Origin of the sequence: Algoriphagus oliviformis (assembly GCF_017254915.1) — a bacterium.
GTDB lineage: Bacteria > Bacteroidota > Bacteroidia > Cytophagales > Cyclobacteriaceae > Algoriphagus > Algoriphagus oliviformis.
On the sequence record NZ_JAFKCT010000001.1, the window covers coordinates 468421 to 490480 of the forward strand.

Annotated in this window: 15 protein-coding genes; 7 read left to right on the top strand and 8 right to left on the bottom strand. The window is 54.3% G+C overall.

What is annotated here, in order from left to right; all coding sequences use genetic code 11:
- Nucleotides 1-22: 22 nt before the first annotated feature.
- Nucleotides 23-1132, bottom strand: coding sequence for a TolB family protein (locus J0A68_RS02000; protein WP_206576511.1), 1110 nt, complete (start codon nucleotides 1130-1132; stop codon nucleotides 23-25).
- Nucleotides 1133-1208: 76 nt separating this feature from the next.
- On the opposite strand from J0A68_RS02000, the gene J0A68_RS02005 reads away from it, so the two are divergent.
- Nucleotides 1209-2450: a M20/M25/M40 family metallo-hydrolase gene (locus tag J0A68_RS02005; RefSeq protein WP_206576512.1), complete on the top strand. Its 1242-nt coding sequence runs from the start codon at nucleotides 1209-1211 to the stop codon at nucleotides 2448-2450.
- Nucleotides 2451-2618: 168 nt separating this feature from the next.
- Here the strand turns inward: J0A68_RS02005 and nadC are convergent, their stop codons facing one another.
- On the bottom strand, nucleotides 2619-3476 hold the full coding sequence (gene nadC / locus J0A68_RS02010) for a carboxylating nicotinate-nucleotide diphosphorylase (RefSeq protein ID WP_206576513.1): 858 nt from the start codon (nucleotides 3474-3476) through the stop codon (nucleotides 2619-2621).
- 41 nt (nucleotides 3477-3517) lie between these two features.
- Nucleotides 3518-3913: a DUF4783 domain-containing protein gene (locus J0A68_RS02015; protein ID WP_206576514.1), complete on the bottom strand. Its 396-nt coding sequence runs from the start codon at nucleotides 3911-3913 to the stop codon at nucleotides 3518-3520.
- Between the two features lie 136 nt (nucleotides 3914-4049).
- Between J0A68_RS02015 and gpmI the strand changes: the two genes are divergently transcribed.
- Both gpmI and J0A68_RS02025 read left to right on the top strand, forming a co-directional pair.
- Entirely contained in the window at nucleotides 4050-5573 is a 1524-nt protein-coding gene (gpmI, locus tag J0A68_RS02020; protein ID WP_206576515.1) for a 2,3-bisphosphoglycerate-independent phosphoglycerate mutase, read from the top strand.
- Complete coding sequence (locus J0A68_RS02025; protein WP_206576516.1) at nucleotides 5570-6130, top strand: hypothetical protein; 561 nt, start codon at nucleotides 5570-5572, stop codon at nucleotides 6128-6130. Before gpmI ends, J0A68_RS02025 begins: the two co-directional genes overlap by 4 nt.
- A 98-nt stretch (nucleotides 6131-6228) precedes the next feature.
- Here J0A68_RS02025 and J0A68_RS02030 read toward each other — a convergent pair whose 3' ends face one another.
- Complete coding sequence (locus tag J0A68_RS02030) at nucleotides 6229-7908, bottom strand: amidase (RefSeq protein ID WP_236021319.1); 1680 nt, start codon at nucleotides 7906-7908, stop codon at nucleotides 6229-6231.
- Between the two features lie 73 nt (nucleotides 7909-7981).
- Here J0A68_RS02030 and J0A68_RS02035 point away from each other — a divergent pair, with 73 nt between their 5' ends.
- Nucleotides 7982-8425 carry a hypothetical protein gene (locus J0A68_RS02035; protein ID WP_206576517.1) on the top strand — a complete coding sequence of 148 codons (444 nt, stop codon included), beginning with the start codon at nucleotides 7982-7984 and terminating at the stop codon, nucleotides 8423-8425.
- A 10-nt stretch (nucleotides 8426-8435) separates the two neighbouring features.
- Here J0A68_RS02035 and J0A68_RS02040 read toward each other — a convergent pair whose 3' ends face one another.
- Entirely contained in the window at nucleotides 8436-8735 is a 300-nt protein-coding gene (locus tag J0A68_RS02040) for a hypothetical protein (protein WP_206576518.1), read from the bottom strand.
- A gap of 157 nt (nucleotides 8736-8892) precedes the next feature.
- Between J0A68_RS02040 and polA the strand changes: the two genes are divergently transcribed.
- The 3 genes from polA (at nucleotide 8893) to J0A68_RS02055 (ending at nucleotide 14762) form a co-directional block, all read left to right on the top strand.
- Nucleotides 8893-11730: a DNA polymerase I gene (gene polA, locus J0A68_RS02045; protein WP_206576519.1), complete on the top strand. Its 2838-nt coding sequence runs from the start codon at nucleotides 8893-8895 to the stop codon at nucleotides 11728-11730.
- Nucleotides 11731-12393: 663 nt separating this feature from the next.
- A complete protein-coding gene (gene radA, locus J0A68_RS02050) occupies nucleotides 12394-13767 on the top strand; it encodes a DNA repair protein RadA (RefSeq protein ID WP_206576520.1) in 1374 nt (457 codons plus the stop codon).
- A 71-nt stretch (nucleotides 13768-13838) separates the two neighbouring features.
- Nucleotides 13839-14762 (top strand): type I restriction enzyme HsdR N-terminal domain-containing protein, encoded by a 924-nt coding sequence (locus J0A68_RS02055; protein ID WP_206576521.1) that lies wholly within the window; start codon nucleotides 13839-13841, stop codon nucleotides 14760-14762.
- A 250-nt stretch (nucleotides 14763-15012) separates the two neighbouring features.
- On the opposite strand, the gene J0A68_RS02060 is transcribed toward J0A68_RS02055, so the two are convergent.
- The 3 genes from J0A68_RS02060 to J0A68_RS02070 form a co-directional block, all read right to left on the bottom strand.
- The gene (locus tag J0A68_RS02060; protein ID WP_206576522.1) at nucleotides 15013-16560 is read right to left on the bottom strand and encodes a sulfatase family protein; all 1548 of its coding nucleotides are present in this window, start codon (nucleotides 16558-16560) and stop codon (nucleotides 15013-15015) included.
- Nucleotides 16561-16792: 232 nt separating this feature from the next.
- A complete protein-coding gene (locus J0A68_RS02065) occupies nucleotides 16793-18550 on the bottom strand; it encodes a RagB/SusD family nutrient uptake outer membrane protein (protein WP_206576523.1) in 1758 nt (585 codons plus the stop codon).
- 26 nt (nucleotides 18551-18576) lie between these two features.
- On the bottom strand, nucleotides 18577-22059 hold the full coding sequence (locus J0A68_RS02070; RefSeq protein WP_206576524.1) for a TonB-dependent receptor: 3483 nt from the start codon (nucleotides 22057-22059) through the stop codon (nucleotides 18577-18579).
- Nucleotide 22060 lies beyond the last annotated feature (1 nt).

Below are 22060 nucleotides of genomic sequence, written 5' to 3' on the forward strand. Positions count from 1 at the left end.
TCGGTGTTCGCGAGTCCCTCTATCAGTCCCCGATCCACTCGGCGACAAACAGGTTGGTGTCGCGGGTGCCGCCATTGTTGCGGTTGGAGGCAAAAACGAGGTGTTTGCCGTCGTTGGAGAAAACCGGGAAGGCATCGAAAGTGCCGTCATGGGTGATTCGCGTCAAGCCCGATCCGTCCAAGTTGATCATGAACAGATTGAAAGGAAAGCCGCGCTCAGTCTGGTGATTGGAAGCGAAGATCAGCTTTTCTCCAGAAGGGTGGAAAAATGGCGCCCAGTTGGCTTTTCCGAGGCTAGTGATTTTTTTGATGTCCGTGCCGTCGGCATTGGCGACATAGAGCTCCATGTCGGTAGGCTTCACCAGGCCTTCTTTGAGCAGGTCTTGGTATTCCTTGATCTCCTCCTCGGTCTGCGGTCGGGAGGCTCTCCACACGAGTTTGCTTCCGTCAGGGGAGAAAAATGCCCCGCCGTCGTAGCCCAGGTCGGAAGTGATCTGCTTGACGTCCGTGCCGTCGATGTTCATGGTGTAGAGTTCCAGATCGCCGGTTCGCATGGAGGTGAAGACGATCTTGTCGCCTTTTGGAGAGACGGTCGCCTCGGCGTCGTAGCCCGGCTCGGTGGTCAGCTGGGAGAGGAGATTTCCGTCCAGGTCGGCGGTGAAGATGTCAAAGCTGTCGTAGATCGGCCACACGTACTTGCCGTCGGCGCGTCGCTCGGGCACTGGAGGACAAGACTCGCCCGCCAAGTGGGTGGAAGCATAGACGAAGGTCTTGTCTCCCGGGAGAAAGTAAGAGCAGGTGGTTCGGCCCAGGCCGGTGCTGATCTTCTTCGGAGCGTTGGCTTTCAGATCATCCGATTGCCAATTCACATAAAACATCTGGTCGCACTCATTGCCCCAGCCGGCAAAGTCTGACTGGAAGACCAGCATGGAGTCGTCAAAAGACCAATAAGCCTCCGCATTGTTGCCTCCAAACGTGATCTGCTTGATGTTTTTGAGGTACTTCATTTCCTCGGGATGGAGGAGCAGGGAATCGGACGCGGAGTGGGCTTCGGGTGCCGCTGCTTCGGAGGTTTCGCTCTTTGGGCTGCACGCAAAAGCGGCAAGCAGGGCGATGGCAAGCAATGATCTCATTTGTTTCTTTAGAATGGGTATAAATTGCAGGACGAAGATACCAATTATTATCTTTGGGCCGAATTTAAACTTAGTCATGAGAAACCACTTGAAATACTATGCGATTCTGGCCGTGGCCGGGGTGCTTTCCTCCAGCTGTACTACCGCTCCGACCGACGAGTCCCTGCTTGCGGGATTGAAGACGGACGTCACTTTTTTGGCGGCCGATGAGCTTGGGGGAAGGGCTATCGGTACCGAGGGAGAGCAGAAGGCTTCCGAGTATTTGGCCAAGGAATTCGAAAAAATCGGCTTGGAGCCAAAGGGAACCGAGGGATATTTCCAGCCTTTCACCGTTTCCAAACCCAGCAATCCGCACGAGGAAGCCGTGATCGGCACGGATGGAGAGGGCGTGACGGGCCGCAACGTGGTGGGTTTTTTGGACAAAAAATCCGACAAGACTATCGTAATCGGAGCGCACTTTGACCACCTCGGCATGGGAGGCCAAGGATCACTCCACCGTGGAGATTCCGCCATCCACAACGGCGCCGATGACAATGCTTCGGGCACTGCTGCATTGCTGGCTTTGGCCAAGATCCTGAAGCACGAGGAGCTGCAGAGCAACGTCCTTTTCATCGCCTTCTCAGGGGAGGAAAATGGCCTCTGGGGCTCCAACTACTATGTGAAAAACCCGACCATCGACCTGAAGACCGTCAACTATATGATCAACATGGACATGGTCGGCAGACTCAAGGAGGACAAATCCCTCGCAATCAACGGGGTGGGAACCAGCCCTAGCTTTCCCCCTGTTTTTGACACCATCAATGCCGACAGCCTGAAGCTGGTGACTTCCGAGTCGGGTACCGGCCCATCGGATCATACCTCATTTTACCTCCAGGACCTTCCTGTGCTGCATTTCTTCACCGGACAGCACGAGGACTACCACAAGCCCAGCGACGACTCCGAGCTGATCAACTACGAAGGCTTGGTGAAGGTGGTGCGCTACATTTCGAGAGTGGTTTTGGCCTTGAATCCCGAGGAGAAGCTGGCCTTCACTAAGACCAAGGACTCCAGCGACAATCCAAGATTTACCGTTTCCATGGGCGTGGTGCCGGACTATATGTTTGACGGCAAAGGCATGCGCATCGATGGCGTGTCCGAAGACAAGCCCGCCCAGGCTGCAGGCTTGCAAAAAGGCGACGTGGTCGTGCAGCTGGGAGACTCGACCGTCACTGACATGATGAGCTACATGCGTGCTTTGAGTGTGTTCCAAAAAGGCGATTCCACCCAGGTGACCGTCGAAAGGGAGGGCCAGAAAGTGGAAGCGAAGATCAAGTTCTAGGGTCTGATAAAAAAAATCATGACAAACTGCCCCGGATGACCTTCGGGGCAGTTTTGGTTTTTTACCCAACCAGTCGGTGCATAGAGCATGTAAGCCCAGCTTCTGCGCAAGCAGGATATAGGTAGGGCAATATCCGCTTTACCCCTACTTCTGTCTCTGGTATTTTTCTCACACCGCCTTCAGGCTCATGTCCAGAGCCGTGACTGAGTAGGTCAAGGCACCCATGGAGATGTAGTCCACGCCGCATTCAGCCACCGGAGCGAGTGTCTCTTCGGTAATGCCGCCCGAAGCCTCGGTAGGATATCGCCCATCGATCATCCGCACCGCTTCGCGCATGGTCGCATAGTCCATGTTGTCCAGCATGATATAGTCTATGCCGCCGACCTCCAGCACCTGCCGCACCTCGTCCAGATTGCGGGTCTCGATCTCGATCTTGAGATCCAGCTTTTTGGCCGCCAGATAGCTACGCGTTCCTTCTATAGCCTGGCGGATTCCTCCGGCAAAATCCACGTGGTTATCCTTGAGCATGACCATATCGTAGAGCGCAAAGCGATGGTTGACGCCTCCACCGATATACACGGCCCACTTTTCCATCATGCGGAAGTTGGGCGTGGTCTTGCGGGTGTCCATCAGGCGCGCTTTGGTATGGGAAATCAGCTGGGTGAGTCGGTGGGTTTTGGTGGCAATGCCGCTCATACGCTGCATGCAATTGAGGACCAGCCGCTCCGCTGAGAGAATGGAGGCAGAGGGGCCCGTCACCGTCAATCCCACATCGCCGACCTGGATCTCCTCTCCGTCCTTTTTCAAAAAATCCACTTCAAGCCTGGGATCCACGGCTTTGAAGATTTCCCCGGCCAGCTCCATCCCGGCCAGGATCCCCTCGTCCTTGATGAGGAGTTGGGCTTTGCCAAATTTATCCGCGGGAATCGAAGCCAAAGAAGAGTAATCTCCCGGTCCGATATCTTCCAAAAGTGCGGTTTGGATAAAATTCTGGATCGCTTCGGGAGTCAGGTAGCTTGGCTTCATGCCGCAAAAATAGCCAAAACTATCGGCTTGAGGGTTCCAAATTAGCTTTTTACGAAATCGAGGCTGTAAATGCGAAAGGCGTTGCTGTTTTGGGAGACCTTGATAAAAACCTGGAATTTCCCCTGATTACTGGAATATTCTCCGATGTAGGTACTGAGGCTGCCGGGGTTTTCGTTTTGGAATACCAGGACAAATCCACGGGAAGGGTTTTTCTTGAAAAAGTCCCGGAGGACGATCTCCGCTTGGTTTTTGGAGTATTCGCCTTGCTGCCCGTTGACGTTCATGGAGATGCTGGAGTCAAAAAAACGCGCCAAATCGCTGCTGGAGCCGCTTTCTATGGCCGAGACCACCGGCTCTATGTTGGCGTCTGGGTTGGCCACCGGACCAGGGATGGCGATCCAGAGGAAAACCGATAAAATAAGACTTAGCACTTGCATCAGCCTTAGTTGGCAAATTCCAAGCCAAAAAAATCCGAGGCAGATCTTATTTCCTCAGGGGAAAAGAAACCAGGATATGGGCTCCGGCAAGTGATTTCTGGGGGAAGTTTGGATTGAAAAGTAATATATTTGCCGCATGGACAAGAAAGTTTTATTGATGATTTTGGATGGTTGGGGCATTGCCACCAACCCGGCGGTTTCTGCAATTGACAAAGCCAAAACACCATTTGTGGACAGCCTTTACACCAAATATCCGCACGCCAAGCTGGAAGCCTCCGGGCTGGCGGTGGGTCTGCCCGAAGGACAGATGGGCAATTCCGAAGTAGGCCACATGAACATCGGTGCAGGCAGGATTGTTTTTCAGGACCTGGTCAAAATCAACCTGGCCGTAGCTAACGGCGAACTCAACAGCCATCCCGTCCTGGCCGCGGCATTTGCCAAAGCCAAAGCTGCGGGCAAAAAAGCCCATTTCATCGGCCTGGTGTCCGACGGCGGCGTGCATGCCCACATCGACCACCTGAAGGGACTCTGCGATGCCGCCAAATTCCATGACATGGAAAATGTCTTCATCCATGCCTTTACCGATGGACGCGACACCGATCCAAAAGGAGGTATCAAGTATTTGGCAGACCTCCAGGATCATCTTCAAAACTCCACCGGCCAAATCGCCTCCGTGGTCGGCAGATACTATGCCATGGACCGCGACAACCGATGGGAGCGCGTGAAACTTGCCTACGATGCCCTGGTCAAAGGCGAAGGCGAAAAGTCCAAAGACATCCTGGTGGCGATCAAAAAGTCCTATGACAACAACGTCACCGACGAATTCATCCGACCCATCATACACGTGGGCCCAAACAACAAGCCCCTCGCCACCATCGAGGAGGGCGACCTGGTGATCTGCTTCAACTTCCGAACCGACCGCGGCAGAGAAATCACCCAAGTCCTCACCCAAAGGGACTTTGAGGACTACAACATGAAAAAACTCAACCTGGACTACGTCACCTTCACCAACTACGACGATACCTTCCAGGGAGTACAGGTGCTTTTCGAAAAAGACAACCTCAACAACACCCTCGGGGAAGTGCTGGAAAAAGCTGCCAAAAAGCAGATCCGCATCGCCGAAACCGAGAAATATCCGCACGTGACCTTCTTTTTCTCAGGAGGACGCGAGACCGAGTTTGACGGGGAAAGCCGAATCCTCTGCCCATCCCCGAAAGTGGCGACCTACGACCTCAAGCCTGAGATGAGCGCCTTTGAGATCGCGTCCAAGATCAATACCGAGCTGAAAAAGAAAAGCGCGGACTTCATCTGCCTCAACTTTGCGAACGCCGACATGGTAGGCCATACCGGTGACTTCGACGCGGCGGTCAAAGCCTGCGAAGCGGTCGACGAATGCGCCCAAAGCGTGATCACCAACGCGCTGGCCAATGGCTACACCACCATCGTGATCGCCGACCACGGCAACTCCGACATGATGATCAACGAAGACGGCACACCAAACACTGCCCACACCACCAATCTCGTCCCCGTGATCATGGTCGATGACCAGGATCAGCTGGCAGTGAAAGATGGAAAGCTGGGAGACTTGGCGCCTACTATCCTCAAATTGATGGGTGTCGCCATCCCGGAAGAAATGACCGGAGACATCCTCCTGAAATGATGACATTGAAAAACTATTTGCTATTCGGGCTGCTCATCTGGGCAGCCTTTTCCTGTACATCCGGCCAAGCCGACAAAAAGATGGAAAAGCTGCCCTACTTCAACCTGAGCGGCTTTTTGGACTTGGAGCTCGCTAAGCTGGACGGCACCAAGGTCACCAAAATCTCCGAGGTCAACGGGGAGGAAAGCAACTCCGAAAAGGCCTACAGCCTCCAGGAATGGAAGGAAGAATTTGAGGCGTTTTACAGCGCGGACATCAACTCTCCTGCTCTGGCGGCTTCCTATTCCACGGAGACCGAGGGCGAATACCTCATCCACAGGCTTTTGCCAGAGGCTAAGGGGAAGGTGAAGGAGATCAAAATCAAATACCTCAAGGAGTACCCCAACTCGATCAGCGTCCGGATGACCGAAAAGAACCTCTTTTTCTCCAGCTCTACCCTGGCGGAGTTTTACATGAACCTGGCCACCGAAAAGATAGACCACTACTCCATAGAGACCTCCCAAAAGGTCTGGTTTCTGGAGCCTACCCACATCAAGATCTCCGGAGCGGTCAAGTAAGGCTACCGATTTGAAGAGACAAAAAAGATCCGCCAGATGGTTTGGCGGATCTTTTTTGTTCCAGTCCCTTCTGTCGAAAGCTAGACCGGATCAAGCTTTTACCGGTCAAACATCGCAGGACGCTGAGCCTGCCAGTCGGTATTTTCCTGGATCAGCCGGCCCAGCATAATGAGTTTTTCCTCCTCAAAAAGATTGGCCAGCAAGGTGATGGACGTGGGGCTGCCGTTTTCGCCAAACCCGTTGGGAAGGCAAAGGGCCGGATGTCCCGTGAGATTGGTGATCTGTAGCTGCTGTCCGGCAAAGGACGGCGTGACGATCACATCATAGTCCTTCATCAGCGCATGCATCTCCTGGATCAAAACCGTTCGCTGTCGGCTCATCTGCACATATTCCACGGCGGGGATAAAGCGCGCCGAGCGGAAAATGTTAGGCCAGGCATTGCGATGCTGGGCCACCAGCTGATCGTCCAGGTTCAATCTTGTCAACTCATCAAAAGCCGCGGCCCCTTCTACCAGCAGCATGTTTACAATGGGACCGGGATTGACGCTGGGCTTTAGCTCGAGCGGGTGGAGCTCGATTCCCTGCGCCCGGAGCACTTCGAGTACGGCTTGGTCGTTTTTGATGTTTGCCCTATCCCCTTCGAAAAAGGACTTGAAGTAGGCGACTTTGAGCTGTTTTGTCTCCTTTCTCGCGGAATAGTTGAAAGCCGCGGGAATGGTCGAGGGATCTTTGTCGTCCATTCCATTGATGACGGCCAATACGATGGCATTGTCCAAGGCGGATCTGGAGATGGGCCCGATCTTGTCCATAGACCAGCTCAGCGCCATGGCTCCATGCCGGCTCACCCTTCCAAAAGTAGGTCTGAGGCCCGTCACCCCATTCCGGGTGGAGGGGGAAACAATCGAGCCGAGCGTCTCGGTCCCGATCGCAAACGGAACCAAGCCCGCGCTGACCGCCGAGGCCGACCCCGCGGAAGAACCGCTGGAGCCCTGCTTGAGATTCCAGGGATTTTTGGTCACCCCGCCATACCACACGTCACCCATAGCCAAGGCCCCGAGGGTAAACTTTCCTACCAACACCCCGCCGGCCTCGTCCAGCTTTTGCACGACCGTGGCGGTCTCGTCTATCGCTTGATCCTTGTAGGGATTGGCTCCCCAAGTGGTCTTGGTGCCTTTGACGGCCAGGAGATCCTTGATTCCATAGGGGATCCCGTGCAGCGGGCCGCGGTATTTTCCGGCTGCCAGCTCCGTATCCATCGCCCGCGCCTTTTCCAGCGCAGGCTCCTCCAGCCGCGTGATCAGGCACTGTAGCGTGTCCGCATAAGTCTTGATTCGATCCAGGTAGATCCTCGTGAGACGCTCCGAACTGAGCTGCTTGTTCTTGATCAGGACGGCAAGCTCGTGTACCGGCAGGTAGGCGATGTCGCTTTCCTTTTCCGGCAGGATCACGGATTTGGGCAGGCCCCAGTCATGGGCTTGCTGGCTTTGGTCTGGGAAAAAGCCCTGCGGCAGGGGATTGAAAACCAAGGCCGGGCCAACGGAGTTGTCCAGCTTGGTTTTCCTCAGGATTTCAAAGTTGTTTCGCTGGGTATTTAGGGTGTTGACCATGCTGTCTTTTTCCTGTGCGGAAAAAGACAATCCGATCAGCTCAGCGGCGGAGTCGATGGTCGCGGGGGTGATCTCGCCGCTGTTTCTTCCGAGGGTAAATCCCAAGGCCACAAAGGCCAAGGCGGCCAAACCCATAAAAGCGCGGGATCGCAGGCGGTTTTTAAGTTTCATTGGATAGTTTTGTAACGATACCAAAAATCAACTGCTTTAAGGTCTCGAAATCGCCCAACAAATCAAATAACCCATGGATCAAAAATCCCCCTTTCCCATTTTCCCCATGCATTTCCGTGGCCTGCTGCTTTTGGCGGGCATCTACACGATTGCCTGGTCGGCTTTTTACAAATGGTTTGGGCCGGAGCTGCTGAAGTGGATGGCGATGGGCAGTCCCGAGTTCGTCTCCCTACCGAGCAACTATTTTGGCAGTCTGGGGATAGTCATCGGCCTGGTGATCTTTGCCTCCGCATTCTACCCGGTCAGCTGGGTATGGCTGATCCTGGCGGGCATCACCGGCAAGCTGATCTCCGCCATTTGGTTTACACTCGGGTTTGCGCCGGATCTCGGCTGGAACAAGCGCAGCATCTTCCACTTGGCGTTTAACGAACTGCTTTGGCAGATCCCCTTGATCCTGACTTTTCTCCGAGCCCTCCAGGTGAAAAACTACCTCAACGAGACCGAAGCTTCGGAATAAGCGCCTTTTCTTACAGCAGCAAAATCAGCAACAAAATGATGATAATGATGGCTCCTACAGAGAGGTAAATTCCGCCTCCAGTGGCTCTCGCCTCTTCTTTCATCATTTTCATCTCTTCTTTGATCTCCTTGATCTCGGACTTGCTCATAGACTTGAAGTCCATCGCTTTGATCTCGGCTAGGCGTGCCTCCATCTCGGCCTTTCGGATCTGCTGGGCTTCGGTGAGTTCCTTGTTTGGTTTATTCTCAGGTCTTGCCTCGGTGGCGTTGACGGTGAAGAAAAGTGCGAGCAAAAGAATAAAGTTTTTCATGTTGATTATTTGGTAGTGTGATGGCACTGAATCAAAATCGATTCCAAGGCTCCGCCATCTCCTGTCCGAAAACCGATGCCCGGGCAGCCGGTGTCGGAAAAATCGTAACTTAGACCCCTCAATCCGGCCTTTCCAAATCTTAAAATCCAGCCCGAAAATGTCCCAAAAACAAGCCTGTAAGCTATTTTTACTAGATGCCATGGCCCTGATCTACCGGGCCCATTTTGCCTTCAGCAAAAATCCGCGAATCAACTCCAAAGGCCTGAACACCGGGGTCATGTTGGGCTTTACCAACACCATGCTGGAGGTATTGGATAAGGAAAAACCTACACACATTGGGGTCGCCTTTGATACCAAAGCCCCAACTTTTCGCCACGTGCAGTTTGAAGCCTACAAGGCAAACCGCCAGGAGCAGCCCGAGGACATCACCACGGCGATCCCCTGGGTGAAAGAGATCGTGAAGGCTTTTAAGATTCCCATTCTCGAGCTGGACGGCTTTGAAGCCGACGACGTGATCGGCACCCTGGCCAAAAAAGCCGAGCGCGAGCAGTTTACCGTGTACATGATGACCCCCGACAAGGACTACGGGCAGCTGGTGGACGAGCATATTTTCCTCTACAAGCCCGCCTTCCTCGGTGGCGGCGTGGACGTGATGGGGCCCAAGCAAGTCTGCGCCAAGTGGGACATCGACGATGTGGACAAGGTGCGCGACATCCTCGGCCTCATGGGCGACGCGGTGGACAACATTCCCGGCATTCCGGGCATCGGGGAAAAGACCGCCGTCAAGCTCCTCAAGGAATATGGTACAGTCGAGGGCCTCATCGCCAACGTGGACAAGCTGAAGGGCAAGCAAAAGGAAAACGTGGAAAACTTTGCCCAGCAAGGCCTGCTCTCCAAGGAGCTCGCCACGATCAAGATTGACGTGCCGATAGATTTCGACGAGGCGGACCTGCGGTATGAGGGATTTGATGAGGAAAAAGTCCGGGCGATCTTCACCGAGCTGGAGTTTCGCACGCTAGCCGCGAGGATTTTCAAAGAACCCAGCTCCAAAAAAGCGGCCATCAATGCACCCGCCCAGATGGATCTCTTTGGCGCTCCGGCAGCTCCGGTCGCGACCGTCGTCGTGGAGAGCGATGGCGAGGCTGCCGACACTACCCTGGAAATCGGCCCTCCGCCGGTTTTGGGCAACATTTGGGGCAATGTCCACCATTACCATAAAATCAAAGGAACCGAGCAAATCCAGGAACTGGTCGCCTACCTGATGCTGCAAACGGAAGTCTGCTTTGACACCGAGACCACCGACCTCGACCCTATGCGGGCGGAGCTGGTCGGGCTATCCTTTGCCTACGTCCCCGGCGAAGCTTATTATATTCCCGTCTCCGAAGACCAAAAAGAGGTGCAGGAAGTCCTCGAACTGCTTCGGCCTTTCTTCGAAAACGAAGCCATCCTGAAGATCGGCCAAAACATCAAATACGACCTGCTGGTGCTGAAAAACTACGGAATCGACGTCAAGGGCAAGATCTACGACACCATGCTCGCCCACTACCTCATCGATCCTGATGGCAAGCACGGCATGGACTGGCTGGCCCAGCAGTACCTCCACTACAAGCCCGTGTCCATCACTGAGCTGATCGGGAAGAAGGGCAAAGCCCAAGGCAACATGCGGGACGTGGATGAGGACGAAGTCACCGCCTACGCCTCCGAGGATGCGGATATTACCTTGCAGCTAAAGGAGAAATTCGACCCGATCCTGACCACAAACAACCTGACCAAGCTCTTTGACGAGGTGGAAAACCCGCTCATCGAGGTGCTGACCGCCATGGAGTTTGAGGGCGTTCGTATCGACACGGAGAGCCTGGCGGAGCTTTCCCTTTCCCTGGAGACAGAAAGCAAGGAGATCGAAAAGCAGGTCTATGAGCTTGCCGGCGTGCGCTTCAACCTTGCTTCTCCCAAGCAGCTGGGCGACGTGCTTTTCGAAAAAATGAAACTCGATCCCAAAGCAAAAAAGACCAAAACCGGCCAATATGCTACGGGAGAGGAGATCCTCAGCAGGCTGGCCAACGAGCATCCGATTGCCGAGGCCATCCTCGATTTCCGCCAGATGGTGAAGCTGAAGTCCACCTATGTGGATGCGCTTCCGACCATGATCAACCCGAAAACCGGCCGTATCCACACGACCTACAACCAGTTTGTGGCCGCAACCGGCCGGCTTTCCTCCATCAATCCCAACCTGCAAAACATCCCCATCCGCACCGCCCGAGGCCGCGAGATCCGCAAGGCCTTTGTACCGCGCGACGAAAACCACCTCTTGCTCTCAGCGGATTATTCCCAGATCGAGTTGCGCCTGATGGCTGAGTTTTCCGGAGACGAGTCCATGCTGGATGCCTTCAAAAACGGCCGCGACATCCACTCCACCACCGCTGCCAAGATCTTCAAAGTTCCCTTGGAGGAGGTGACTTCGGACATGAGAAGAAAAGCAAAAACGGCCAATTTTGGGATTATTTACGGGATTTCGGCCTTTGGACTTTCGCAGCGCCTGTCCATCCCAAGAACTGAGGCCAAGGAGATCATCGACGCCTATTTTATGGAGTTCCCGGCGGTAAAGGACTACATGGATGGCGCCATCCAGAAGGCTCAGCAGACCGAGTTTGTCGAGACGGTACTCGGTCGTCGCCGCTACCTCCGCGACATCAACAGCCGCAACATCACCACTCGGGGCTTTGCCGAGCGCAACGCGATCAACGCCCCGCTTCAGGGTTCGGCTGCCGACCTGATCAAGGTCGCCATGATCCATGTGCACGAGTGGATGAAAAAGGAAAAGCTACGTTCCAAGATGATCCTGCAGGTTCACGATGAATTGGTCTTTGACGCGCACAAGGACGAGGTCGAGCTGCTCAAAAAACATATCCCCGCCCTGATGTCCAATGCCATCAAACTCAACGTACCCATCGAGGTCGAAGTCGGCGTGGGGACGGATTGGCTGCAGGCGCACTGATATGGAGTATCAAGTAGTTAGATTTTAGTATCAAGACACGAGATACTCGTGTCACCCTGAGCACCTGAGCGACGAGAGTCGCGAAGTAGAAGGGTGATGTTTCGGAATCTCAGGCAAGAAGGCTTCGACTCCGCTCAGCCTGACAGTAGCTGCGCCACTGCGAGGCACAGCCAGCCCCGATTTCTATCGGGGAAGCAGTCTTTCTTACATTTTGAAAAATTGGAAGATTGAAACACTTCGACAAGCTCAGTGCAAGAATTTGAAAATCGGGGGAATGGGAAAATGTGGACTTCGACTCCGCTACCAATGACGGATTTCACAATAAGGCAGCAAAATTGTGTCAGTCCGAGCGGAGTCGAGGACCTTTCGACTCCGCTCAAGGTGACAGTACCCTGCTTTGAAATCAAGTCACAGTCATTTCCTCTTTGTATGTTACCAGAATATTTAATACTCAGCCTGACAGTAGTTGCGTCACTGCGAGGCACAGCCAGCCCCGATTTTTATCGGGGAAGCAGTCTTTCTTCTTTATTGAAAAATCGGGGAATGGGAAGATGTGGACTTCGACTCCGCTCAGTCCGACACCGACATTAGTGGCCAAAAATGCACTTTGCCTTTAGACTAGTCTTCGCCCCGTAAATCGTACCTCATAAATCCCAAATCCAAATGGCTAAAACCAAAACCTCCTTTTTCTGCCAAAACTGCGGCGCGCAAAGCCCCAAGTGGATCGGTCGATGCCCCGCCTGCGGGGAGTGGAACACCTACGTGGAAGAGATCATCCAAAAGGAGGAAAGCGGAAAAGGCAGCTGGAAACCCAGCGGTTCGGGACTGAAAAAGGCCAGCACACCGCAGAAAATCGGGGAGGTCAAGTACGAGGAACAAGCGCGCTGGATCACCGGCGACCCGGAGCTGGATCGTGTGCTGGGAGGCGGGATCGTGCCGGGTTCCCTAGTGCTGATCGGGGGCGAACCGGGCATCGGCAAGTCCACGCTGATGCTGCAGATTGCTTTGATATTGAAAGGAAAAACCATCCTCTACGTTTCCGGCGAAGAGAGCGAAGCCCAGATCAAGATGCGGGCAGACCGCATGGAAGCCAAAAACCCAGACTGCTACGTACTCTCCGAGACGAACACGCAGCAGATTTTTCAGCAGATCGAAATCCTCAAACCGGACTTCCTGATCATCGACTCCATCCAGACGCTCAGCAGCCAGCATGTGGAGTCGGCAGCAGGCTCGGTTTCCCAGGTGCGGGAGTGTACCGCCGAGCTGATGAAGTTTGCCAAGGAGACCGGCACGCCGGTGTTTCTCATCGGACATATCACCAAGGACGGCTCCATCGCCGGTCCCAAAGTCCTGGAGCACATGGTGGATACGGTCTTGCAGTTTGAGGGCGACCGGCACCTGACCTACCGCATCCTCCGGACTTCCAAAAACCGCTTTGGCTCTACCCACGAGCTGGGCATCTACGAGATGCGCGCCGAGGGCCTACGCGCGGTGTCCAATCCTTCGGAGATCCTGCTGACCCAACGCGAAGAAGTGCTCAACGGTGTCGCCATCGGTGCGATGATGGAGGGCAACCGCCCCTTGCTCATCGAGATCCAATCGCTCGTCAGCCCGGCGACCTATGGTACGCCCCAGCGCAGCAGCACCGGGCACGACGCCAAGCGACTCAATATGCTTTTGGCTGTACTGGAAAAGCGTGGCGGCATGCGGCTCGGACAGCAAGATGTATTCCTGAACGTAGCAGGAGGCCTGCGCGTGGACGATCCGGGATTGGACTTGGCGGTATGCGCCAGCCTGATCTCCAGCTACGAGGACACGCCGGTGTCCGAGCAGATTTCCTTTGCCGGAGAGGTGGGCTTGGGCGGAGAGATTCGCGCCGTGTCCCGCATCGAAAACCGCATCGCCGAGGCCGAGAAGCTGGGCTTCAAAAAGATCGTCGTCTCCAAATACGCCGTGAAGGGCATAGACCTCAAGAAATTCAAGATCGAAATCATCCAAGTCACCAAGCTGGAGGAGATGTACCAGCTGATTTTTTAGGAGGGTGTTTTAAATTGCCTAATTTTTATTATCTCGTGTTAGCGTGGAAACTCCTTAGACGAGAGAACAATATGAAATCGTATAATCTACAAAATCCTCTTGAAGGCTTTGATTTCGAACTTCTTGACAACCCTGAATTCAAAGAAGACTCAGTACGTGAAGAAATCATTCTGCCAATAATTAAAGAACTAGGATATTCAGCTCAGAAACCTCATCAAATAATTAGAAGTCGAAACTTACTACATCCGTATGTTTCAATTGGCTCTAAGCGAAAGGAAATTTATATAGTTCCAGATTATCTGTTTGAGATCGAGGCCAAACCCGCTTGGATACTTGACGCAAAATCTCCCGGCGAGACAATTACCAAATCGAAGCACGTAGAACAAGCTTATTCATATGCAATTCACCCAGAAGTAAGGGTAAAGTTCTTCGCTCTTTGTAACGGTAAAGAATTTGTCCTTTACAACATTGAACAAATAGAGCCAGTTATACAATTTGAAATTGAAGCTTTGCCACTTTACATGGGTGATTTAAGAAGGCTACTTTCTCCTTCAACAGTATTTGACCAAAGCCAATTGATATTCAAGAAAGATTTTGGATTACACTTAAAAAGACTAGGGTTTGACCAATTCGAAAGCTTATTTTTTCCAAATGTGCCGATAACACAAATTGGCCAACTAGACCACAACCTATTCACATTAGCAGGTTCGGTAAAAGACAATGGAGAATCTTATGTTGCATCATTTGATTTCGGGCAAGACGCATTTAACAAATTAATCCCGTTTATTCCCGAAGAAGCTGTTAGCAAACTTAGTGTGAGGAACAATCAATTTAGGCAAGCCGTTAGCTTTGCCAATCAAGCTTTTCTAGTCAACATAGAATCTGTCATCGGCGATAAACTTGAGGAAAATGACAAGGAAATTTTCTTGCCAATGTGGGTTAAGAACTTTTTATCTGACGAACAACTCAAGCAGAAAGTAAATGACTTTCGCTAACACATGCCATGAATTAATGGGATTTCATCGAACAATGTAGTTTTGTGGAGGTTGGAAATTCCTCCAAGCGTATTAGATTAAATGAAGACGTGGCTATGTGCGAAACGGGAGATTAGTGCATTCTAATCCCAACTCATCATAGCTGTCCGTTACCTTCCATTTGAAATAAAATCCAAAATCCACCGTCAACGCTTTCTGCTGCGACACGGTGGATTTTGCATTTTTAATCCTGTCTTAGGCAGTTGATTCTTTATTTCTTGATCATAATCCCGATCAGCTCGTCCTTCATTTCCTGGAGGATTTCCGGTTTGGAGGCGGAGATATCGCTTTTTTCCCGGGGGTCGGTGTTGAGGTCGAAAAGTTGGTCTTTTTTATCAAACCCCGTCTCTATCTCCGTGCCCCAAGGCACGATCTGTGGGCCTTCGTTGCCCGGGATCAGCTTGTAGCCATCCGCACGCACATAGGCGAGGTTGCTGAAGAGGGCCTCCTGCACGAGGCTATGTCGGCCCTGCTCCGACTTGCCGATCAAGGCCGCCCATTGGTTTTGGCTGTCTATGGCCTGGGTGCTGTCATAGGACACCTGGTTGGCCGCGGCGAAGGAACCCAGCAAGTCCACTTGGCTGAAGAGTGCCGCCTGATTGGCGCCTTCCCGGATAGAGCCCGGCCAGTGGACGATGAAGGGCACGCGCGTCCCCGCCTCAAATCCGCTGTATTTGCCTCCACGCAGGCCTCCCGCCGCATCGTGCGTGCCGATCAGTTCCTTGGCCTGGTCCACGTAGCCGTCGTCCCAGACCGGGCCGTTGTCGCTGGTGAAGATCACGATGGTGTTTTCCTCCAGTCCTTTCTCCTTGAGCAGCTTCATCAGCTCGCCCACCGTCCAGTCCAGCTGCACGATCACATCCCCCCTCGGCCCAAACTCGGTCGCTCCCTGAAACTGCTCGTGCGCGATGCGGGGCACATGGATGTCATGGGTGGAAAAATAGAGGAAAAAGGGCTGCTCCGACTCCGCCGTGACGAACTCGGTGGCCTTGTTCACAAAGGTCTGGGCAAAGTCCTCGTCCCTCCACAGCGCCGCTTCGCCTCCGGCCATGTAGCCAATCCGGCTCACGCCGTTGACGATGGTCTGGTCGTGGCCATGGGACCACATCATCTGGAGCTGCTCGGGATTGTCCTTGCCCGTAGGCCGGTCGCCCACCTTTTTGCGGTAGCTCACCTCGATGGGGTCGCTGGGGTCGAGGCCGACGACGCGGTGGTTTTCCACAAAAACCGTCGGCACGCGATCCCCGGTGGCGGGAATGATGAAGGAATAGTCAAAGCCGATCTCCAGTGGTCCCGGCTTCAGCACCCCGTTCCAATCGGGCCCCTCGTCTCCCCCGAGGCCGAGGTGCCACTTGCCCACCACCGCCGTGCGGTAGCCGCTGCGCTGCAAGACCAGCGGCAGCGTCTCCACTCCCGGACGGATCAGTGCCGAAGCGTCACCCGGCGCTACGCCCCGGCCCTTGGCCCGCCAGGCGTATTCCCCCGTGAGCAGGGAATAGCGTGAAGGGGTGCAGGTAGCCGCAGTGGCATAGGCATTGGTAAAGCGCAGGCCATTCTCGGCAATGCGGTCGATGTTGGGTGTGGGAATCTTGCCTCCATAGGCGGAGATGTCCCCGTAGCCCACGTCGTCGGTGTAGATGAGGACGATATTGGGCTTGGTGGCGGGGATCTGCTGCGAGGATCCCGACTGGCAGGAAGCCAGCAGGGAAAGGGCCAGGCAGGCGATGCCGCCGAGGGCGATTTTTGAAAAGTGAAGCATATCTAAAAACTAGCAGTTAAGTCAAAGGGCCAGATCACTCCGGCCCCTCAACACACCTTATGAAAACATTTTTTATATGATTATCCGGTTTTATGCCAGAAGGTAGCCGTGACAATCCGAAAGAACGCTAAAATTGGGGCTTTGCCCTACTTCGGTCTTCGGTCATCGGTCTTCCAGCCCGATTGAAGAATCAAAATCGCTTACTGGTAAGATTCCGGATAATCATGTTTTTTTAATAGCCTGGGTTCTGGGCCAAGTTGGGGTTATCGGCGATCAGGTCCAGAGAGATAGGCAGGTAGAAGCGCTCCGGTCCGAAGGTCCGCTCCTGGCTCTCGGCGTTTTTCAGCGTGATCACGTAGCGGTCAGCGTCCAGGTCATAGTTGAACACGAGCCCCTTGGTACGCACCTTGTCCAGGTATTGCGGAGCGATTCTCCAGCGGATGAGGTCCCAGAAGCGCTGGCTTTCGAAGGCCAACTCCACCTGGCGCTCCTGCCGGATGTTGTCCTGGGTGGCTTCGGTCAGCAAGGGCATACCGGCGCGATCCCGGAGCTGGTTCAGCGCATCCAGCGCCTCACCGGTTTTGCCCAGGTAGAAGGCCGCCTCGGCAAAGTTGAGCAGGGTCTCGGCATATCTGAAGACGTAGAAGTCTTGGCCGGAGCGTCCCGAGATCGGCTCGGTGTTGGACTCGTCCAGTTTCTTGCGCAGGAGCAGGGCGGTGTTTCGGGCATTTCTGGCCGGGCAGGCAGCAGGCCAGCTTTCACCGTTTCTGCTCAGAGTCCCGCTGGTAGCGGTCACCCGCTTGCCGGAGCTGTTGGTGTAGGTGGTGCTGGTATGGAAATATACCTGCCCTCCCTGCCACTCAGACTCTGGGTAGAAGACGGAAGCGCGGAAACGGGGATCTCTTTTTCCGAAGAAATCATCGATGTCCCAAGACTTGGAAGCCACCAGGTCGCTGCGGGAGATGTCGGTACCCTTTCGTCCATCCACAAAGTCAAAAAGCTCCACCATGTCGTAAAGCACGGGATAGTTGGAGTTCCAAGTGGCCAAAAAGCCCGCCGGAGTACCGAGGTTGTCCAAGGAGTGGCCCTTGATGACCGGCTCAAAGACCTCCGCGAAAATCACCTCGCTATTGCCCTCGTCGAGAAAAAGCTGGGTGAAGTTGGTCACCTTGTCCTGATGCTTGTTGTACAGGGAGAAAAGCCCGGAGTCCATGATTTCCTTGGAGGCATTGTAGGAGGTCTGGTAGTAGTCCTGGACTTCTCCCGGAGCGATGCCCACCAGGCCATCTGCCTGCACCTGGCCAAACTTGCCGATGCTAGCCGCATAGAGGGAAGCGCGGGACAGCAGGGACAGGGCGGTGTACTTGTCCACACGTCCTGCGGCGCCGGTTTTCTTGTCCGGCATGGTGAGGAGGATATCTTCCAGCTCAGACTGGATAAACTCGTAAATCTCCTGCTCCGTGGCTCGCGCCGGGTAGAGCTCTTCTTCTGGGTCGTCGATGTTTTGCACCCGCGTGATCAGCGGCACGCCGCCAAAGCGGATCACCATCTGGAAGTAGGCATAGGCTCTCAGGAATCTCGCCTCGTTGGTCTTTTGGAGGATGTAGTCCTCGTCCAGGGACTGGCTGGAGCCGATGTTTTCCAGCAGGAAATTGATGTCCCGGATGGAATTGTACCCCCAGTAGTTCAGCGGGCCTGGGCCGGAAGCCGCGGTGTAGGCCCTGCGGTAGGTGGTGTTGGGCGTCTGCCAGTCGGCAAAGTTGATGTGCTCTGCTCCGGCTGCTGGGATCATTCCCATGTCCAGGTTGCCCTCCCCCGTGGTATGGATGAAAAGCATGTCCTGGTAGATATTGGACAGGTAGGCCTCCGTGAGGTTTTTGTCCTCAAAGACCACCTCTTCGGAGATAAAATCGGGTGTTTTGGTCAGCTGGCTTTCGCAGGAAGCCAAAACGGAAAGGCCGAGTATTGCTGCTATTATTTTTGATTTCATGACGTTCTTGTTTTTAGTTTTCCCCATTAGAATCCAAGCTGCACACCGAAGGAAATCGTCCGCAGGAGCGGCAACTTGTAGGCATTGGCACTGGTGGCCTCTTCCGGATCGACGGCGTCCTTGAAGATCCCCATGTTGTTAAAGGACAGCAGGTTGTCGCCAGACACGTACACGTTGGCACTGTTCATCTTTATCTTGGTCAGAAAAGCTGCCGGTACCGCATAGGTCAATGTCGCGGTCTTCAGACGGAGGTAGGTGCCGTTGTACATCCAAAAGTCGGACTGGATGTTGTTCCAAGGCCGGGTGCCGCTTCTTTCGAAGGCTGGCAACTGGGCGTTCGGGTTGGAGCCGATGCCGGGATTGGCCGGGTCTTGGGTCCAGGTGTACTGCTCGTGCAGTTCGAGGGGTACCTGCTCGTTGTTAAACGCGCCTCTGAAGGCACCGGTAATGTTCACGTTGAAGCGGGTACCTCCCTGCCACAGCATCGCCAGGCTGAAGTTTTTGTAGGACACCCGTGGGGACAGGGAATAGGTGATGTCCGGGTTGTTGCCGTAGCCGATCTGGTAGCGGTCGGCTCGGTTGATGACGCCGTCGCCGTTCAGGTCCACGTAGCGGATATCGCCCGGCTTAGGTCGGGTATTGATGTCCTCGATGGTGTAGGTCTCCAGGTATTGGTCCACTTCGGCTTGGGTGTTAAACAATCCATCAGCCTTGTATCCAAAGGTGACGTTTACCCATCTTCCGCTGCGCTGGTCAAACTGGACCTGGATAGGATCCTCTTCGTTGATGTCTTCCTGGTAGCTTTCGTAGCGCTCTCTGGCATAGGCCACACCGGCGCTGATGTCATACTTGAAGTCGCCGACGGTTCCTTGGTTTCCTATGGAAAGCTCAAATCCGCGGTTGCTTCGGGAATCCAGGTTGACCTGGGGCAAAGTAGCTCCAAAAGTGCTTGGCAAGGCTTCCAGCGGGATTCTCAGCAGTCCGTCCCGGTATCGGTAGAATCCGTCCAAGGTCGCATACAGCTTTCCGCTCAGCATGGTGAGGTCGATACCGGCGTTGTAGAGCGTGGTCTCTTCCCAAGTGATGTTTGGGTTGGCAAGGCCAGTGGTGGCGATGATGGGATTGGCAGCTCCGTCCAAGTAATACACGGAGCCTACCGCCTCCTCGTATCCGGAAAGGAACTCGAAGGAGGTATTGCCCACGTTGCTATCCACACCGGTCTGGCTGTAGGAAAGTCTCAGCTTCAGCTGATCCAGGACGGAGGAATTGGCGAGAAACTCCTCCCGGGCGATGTTCCAGCCCACGGAGATGGACGGGAAGTAGCCCCAGGCGTTTGAACCAAACTTGGAGCTGGCATCCGCTCGGAGCGTAGCCTCCAGGAGGTACTTGGTGTCGTAGGCATAGTTGAATCGCCCGGCGAAACTCACGCGGGTATATTGGATATCCCTGCCGGTACCGGAGGAGCGGGTCAGCTCATCGGTGCCGCCGATCTGCGGAACCTCCGTAGAAAGAAGGTCTCTTCTTCTCACGGTCAGGGAGCGATAGACATTGTTTTCTATTTCGCCGAAGGCCAAAAAGCCAAACTCATGCTTGTCGATCTGCTTGTCGTAGGAAGCATAGGCTCTGGACAGCACCCGACTGTTGGGATCATCCGCCCCGCCGTAGAAATAGGATCGGGTGAAGGAATTTCCGAGGATGGAGCCCTGGAGTGTATATCCGTCAAAATCCGCGGTGACCGCATCCGGATCGTAGGTCCACACATCGTATGGGGTGGAGAGAGAGGCATTTTGCAGGTTTCTAGCCCGCACGTTAACCTTGCCGCCAATGGCCAGGCCTTTGACGAAGGGCACGGTGTACTTCAGCTCGGCCGATCCGGTGAGCGTGTGCATGTAGGTCTTGCTGTATCCGGAGAAGCGCTGGTTGATCCTAGCCACAGGGGAGCGCTCGTTGAAGCCCGAGTAGGGGGCCTTGTCCGGATCGGGCAGGTTTGGATTGTAGATAGGCTGCGAAGTCTGGAGATCGTTCCAGATCTGGGAAGGCTCCACGATGGAGTAGTCCTTGGTTTCGTTGATGTACTGGCCATTGAGGGTCAGGGCGAGGTTTTTGCCGAGGTCGATGTCCAGGTTGTTGGTCAGGGTGAGCTTTTTGTATTTGTAGTCACCTTTGAAAATACCCGACTGGCTGCTGTAGCCCACGGAGGAGTAGTATCGGATTTTTTCCGTACCGCCCCGAATGCTCAGGTTGTGGTTCATCAGCGGAGATCCGGTATCCTTCAGCACGGCATCCACCCAGTCGTAGCTTGGCTCCTCGCCGGATTGGTACTTTTGGAGATTTTCCTCGGTGAAAAGCGTCCCGTAGCTGATATCCCCGTCTGGATTCAGAGGGTCAAACTGGGTGTTGAAGACCGCGTCCCGTCCCAGCTTGATAAAGCCTGCCGCATCCACTTGGTTGGCAAAAGTCAGTCTCTTCTGGGTAGCGACGTAGCCATGGTAATTGACCGCCATGGTGCCTTCTTTACCCCGCTTGGTAGTCACCAAAATCACCCCGTTACCCGCTCTTGCGCCGTAGATCGCCGCAGAGGCATCCTTCAGCACCGTCACGGTCTCGATGTCATTGGGGTCGATTCGGTCCAGATAGGACTCGATGCCGTCCACGATCACGAGTGGCGCACCGAAGCCGCGGATGCTCAGAGTCGCGTTGTCCTCACCTGGCAAGCCTGGGTTTTGGTTGGAGATCAAGCCAGGGATCTGCCCGATCAATAGTCCCTTGACATTGGTCACGGGCGTCTGCACCAGTTTGTCGGCCTTGAGGTCCGTTACCGCACCGGTGAGGTTGCTCTTCTTCTGCGTACCGTAGCCTACCACGACTACTTCCTCCAGCTGGCCGATGTCTTCCAGCAAGACCACGTCGATCAGGGATCTGCCTTGTACCGGAACGGTCTGGGCGAGGTACCCCACAAAGGAGAACACCAAGTCCGCTCCTTCTTTCACCGTCAGCGCGTACTTGCCATCCACGTCGGTGACCGTACCGTTGGTAGTGCCCTTCTCGATCACCGTCACCCCCGGCATGGGAAAGTCGGTGTCGTCCATGACTACTCCAGACACGGCGATGTCGGCCACAGCCGTCTCGATCACCACGTCCTGTCTTTGGCTACCGCCTACGTAGATGCTGTTGTTTACCTGCTTGAATTTCAATCCCGTCCCTTGTGCAAAAAGCTTCAGGACATCCTCCACGGTCTTGTGCTGGCCAGTGAGCTCGACGGAGGGCAGGTTTGCCACCACGTCCTCCGGATAGACAAAGAGGTACTCGGTATTGGACTCGATGTAGTCAAAAAGCTCCGTTGCCCTCCAGGACTTTTTCTCGACTTGGATCGTCGCCTTGTCTATGGGCTTGATCTGGGCCGTGCTTTCGCCGGCCATCAGCGTGGTCAGGCAGAGGCACTGAATGAAGATCCCCATGAGGACATTCTTAGACAAGGCCTTGCCCAGGTACAGTAGTTTTTGTTTCATA

What these genes read in the sequence shown, in the direction of transcription:
- gpmI (WP_206576515.1), top strand. Translation starts at nt 4,050, where the DNA reads ATGGACAAGAAAGTTTTATTGATGATTTTGGATGGTTGGGGCATTGCC.
- J0A68_RS02070 (WP_206576524.1), bottom strand. Translation starts at nt 22,059, where the DNA reads ATGAAACAAAAACTACTGTACCTGGGCAAGGCCTTGTCTAAGAATGTC.
- J0A68_RS02055 (WP_206576521.1), top strand. Translation starts at nt 13,839, where the DNA reads ATGAAATCGTATAATCTACAAAATCCTCTTGAAGGCTTTGATTTCGAA.
- J0A68_RS02005 (WP_206576512.1), top strand. Translation starts at nt 1,209, where the DNA reads ATGAGAAACCACTTGAAATACTATGCGATTCTGGCCGTGGCCGGGGTG.
- J0A68_RS02040 (WP_206576518.1), bottom strand. Translation starts at nt 8,735, where the DNA reads ATGAAAAACTTTATTCTTTTGCTCGCACTTTTCTTCACCGTCAACGCC.
- J0A68_RS02060 (WP_206576522.1), bottom strand. Translation starts at nt 16,560, where the DNA reads ATGCTTCACTTTTCAAAAATCGCCCTCGGCGGCATCGCCTGCCTGGCC.
- radA (WP_206576520.1), top strand. Translation starts at nt 12,394, where the DNA reads ATGGCTAAAACCAAAACCTCCTTTTTCTGCCAAAACTGCGGCGCGCAA.
- J0A68_RS02035 (WP_206576517.1), top strand. Translation starts at nt 7,982, where the DNA reads ATGGATCAAAAATCCCCCTTTCCCATTTTCCCCATGCATTTCCGTGGC.
- J0A68_RS02025 (WP_206576516.1), top strand. Translation starts at nt 5,570, where the DNA reads ATGATGACATTGAAAAACTATTTGCTATTCGGGCTGCTCATCTGGGCA.
- nadC (WP_206576513.1), bottom strand. Translation starts at nt 3,476, where the DNA reads ATGAAGCCAAGCTACCTGACTCCCGAAGCGATCCAGAATTTTATCCAA.
- polA (WP_206576519.1), top strand. Translation starts at nt 8,893, where the DNA reads ATGTCCCAAAAACAAGCCTGTAAGCTATTTTTACTAGATGCCATGGCC.
- J0A68_RS02065 (WP_206576523.1), bottom strand. Translation starts at nt 18,550, where the DNA reads ATGAAATCAAAAATAATAGCAGCAATACTCGGCCTTTCCGTTTTGGCT.
- J0A68_RS02030 (WP_236021319.1), bottom strand. Translation starts at nt 7,908, where the DNA reads ATGAAACTTAAAAACCGCCTGCGATCCCGCGCTTTTATGGGTTTGGCC.
- J0A68_RS02000 (WP_206576511.1), bottom strand. Translation starts at nt 1,132, where the DNA reads ATGAGATCATTGCTTGCCATCGCCCTGCTTGCCGCTTTTGCGTGCAGC.
- J0A68_RS02015 (WP_206576514.1), bottom strand. Translation starts at nt 3,913, where the DNA reads ATGCAAGTGCTAAGTCTTATTTTATCGGTTTTCCTCTGGATCGCCATC.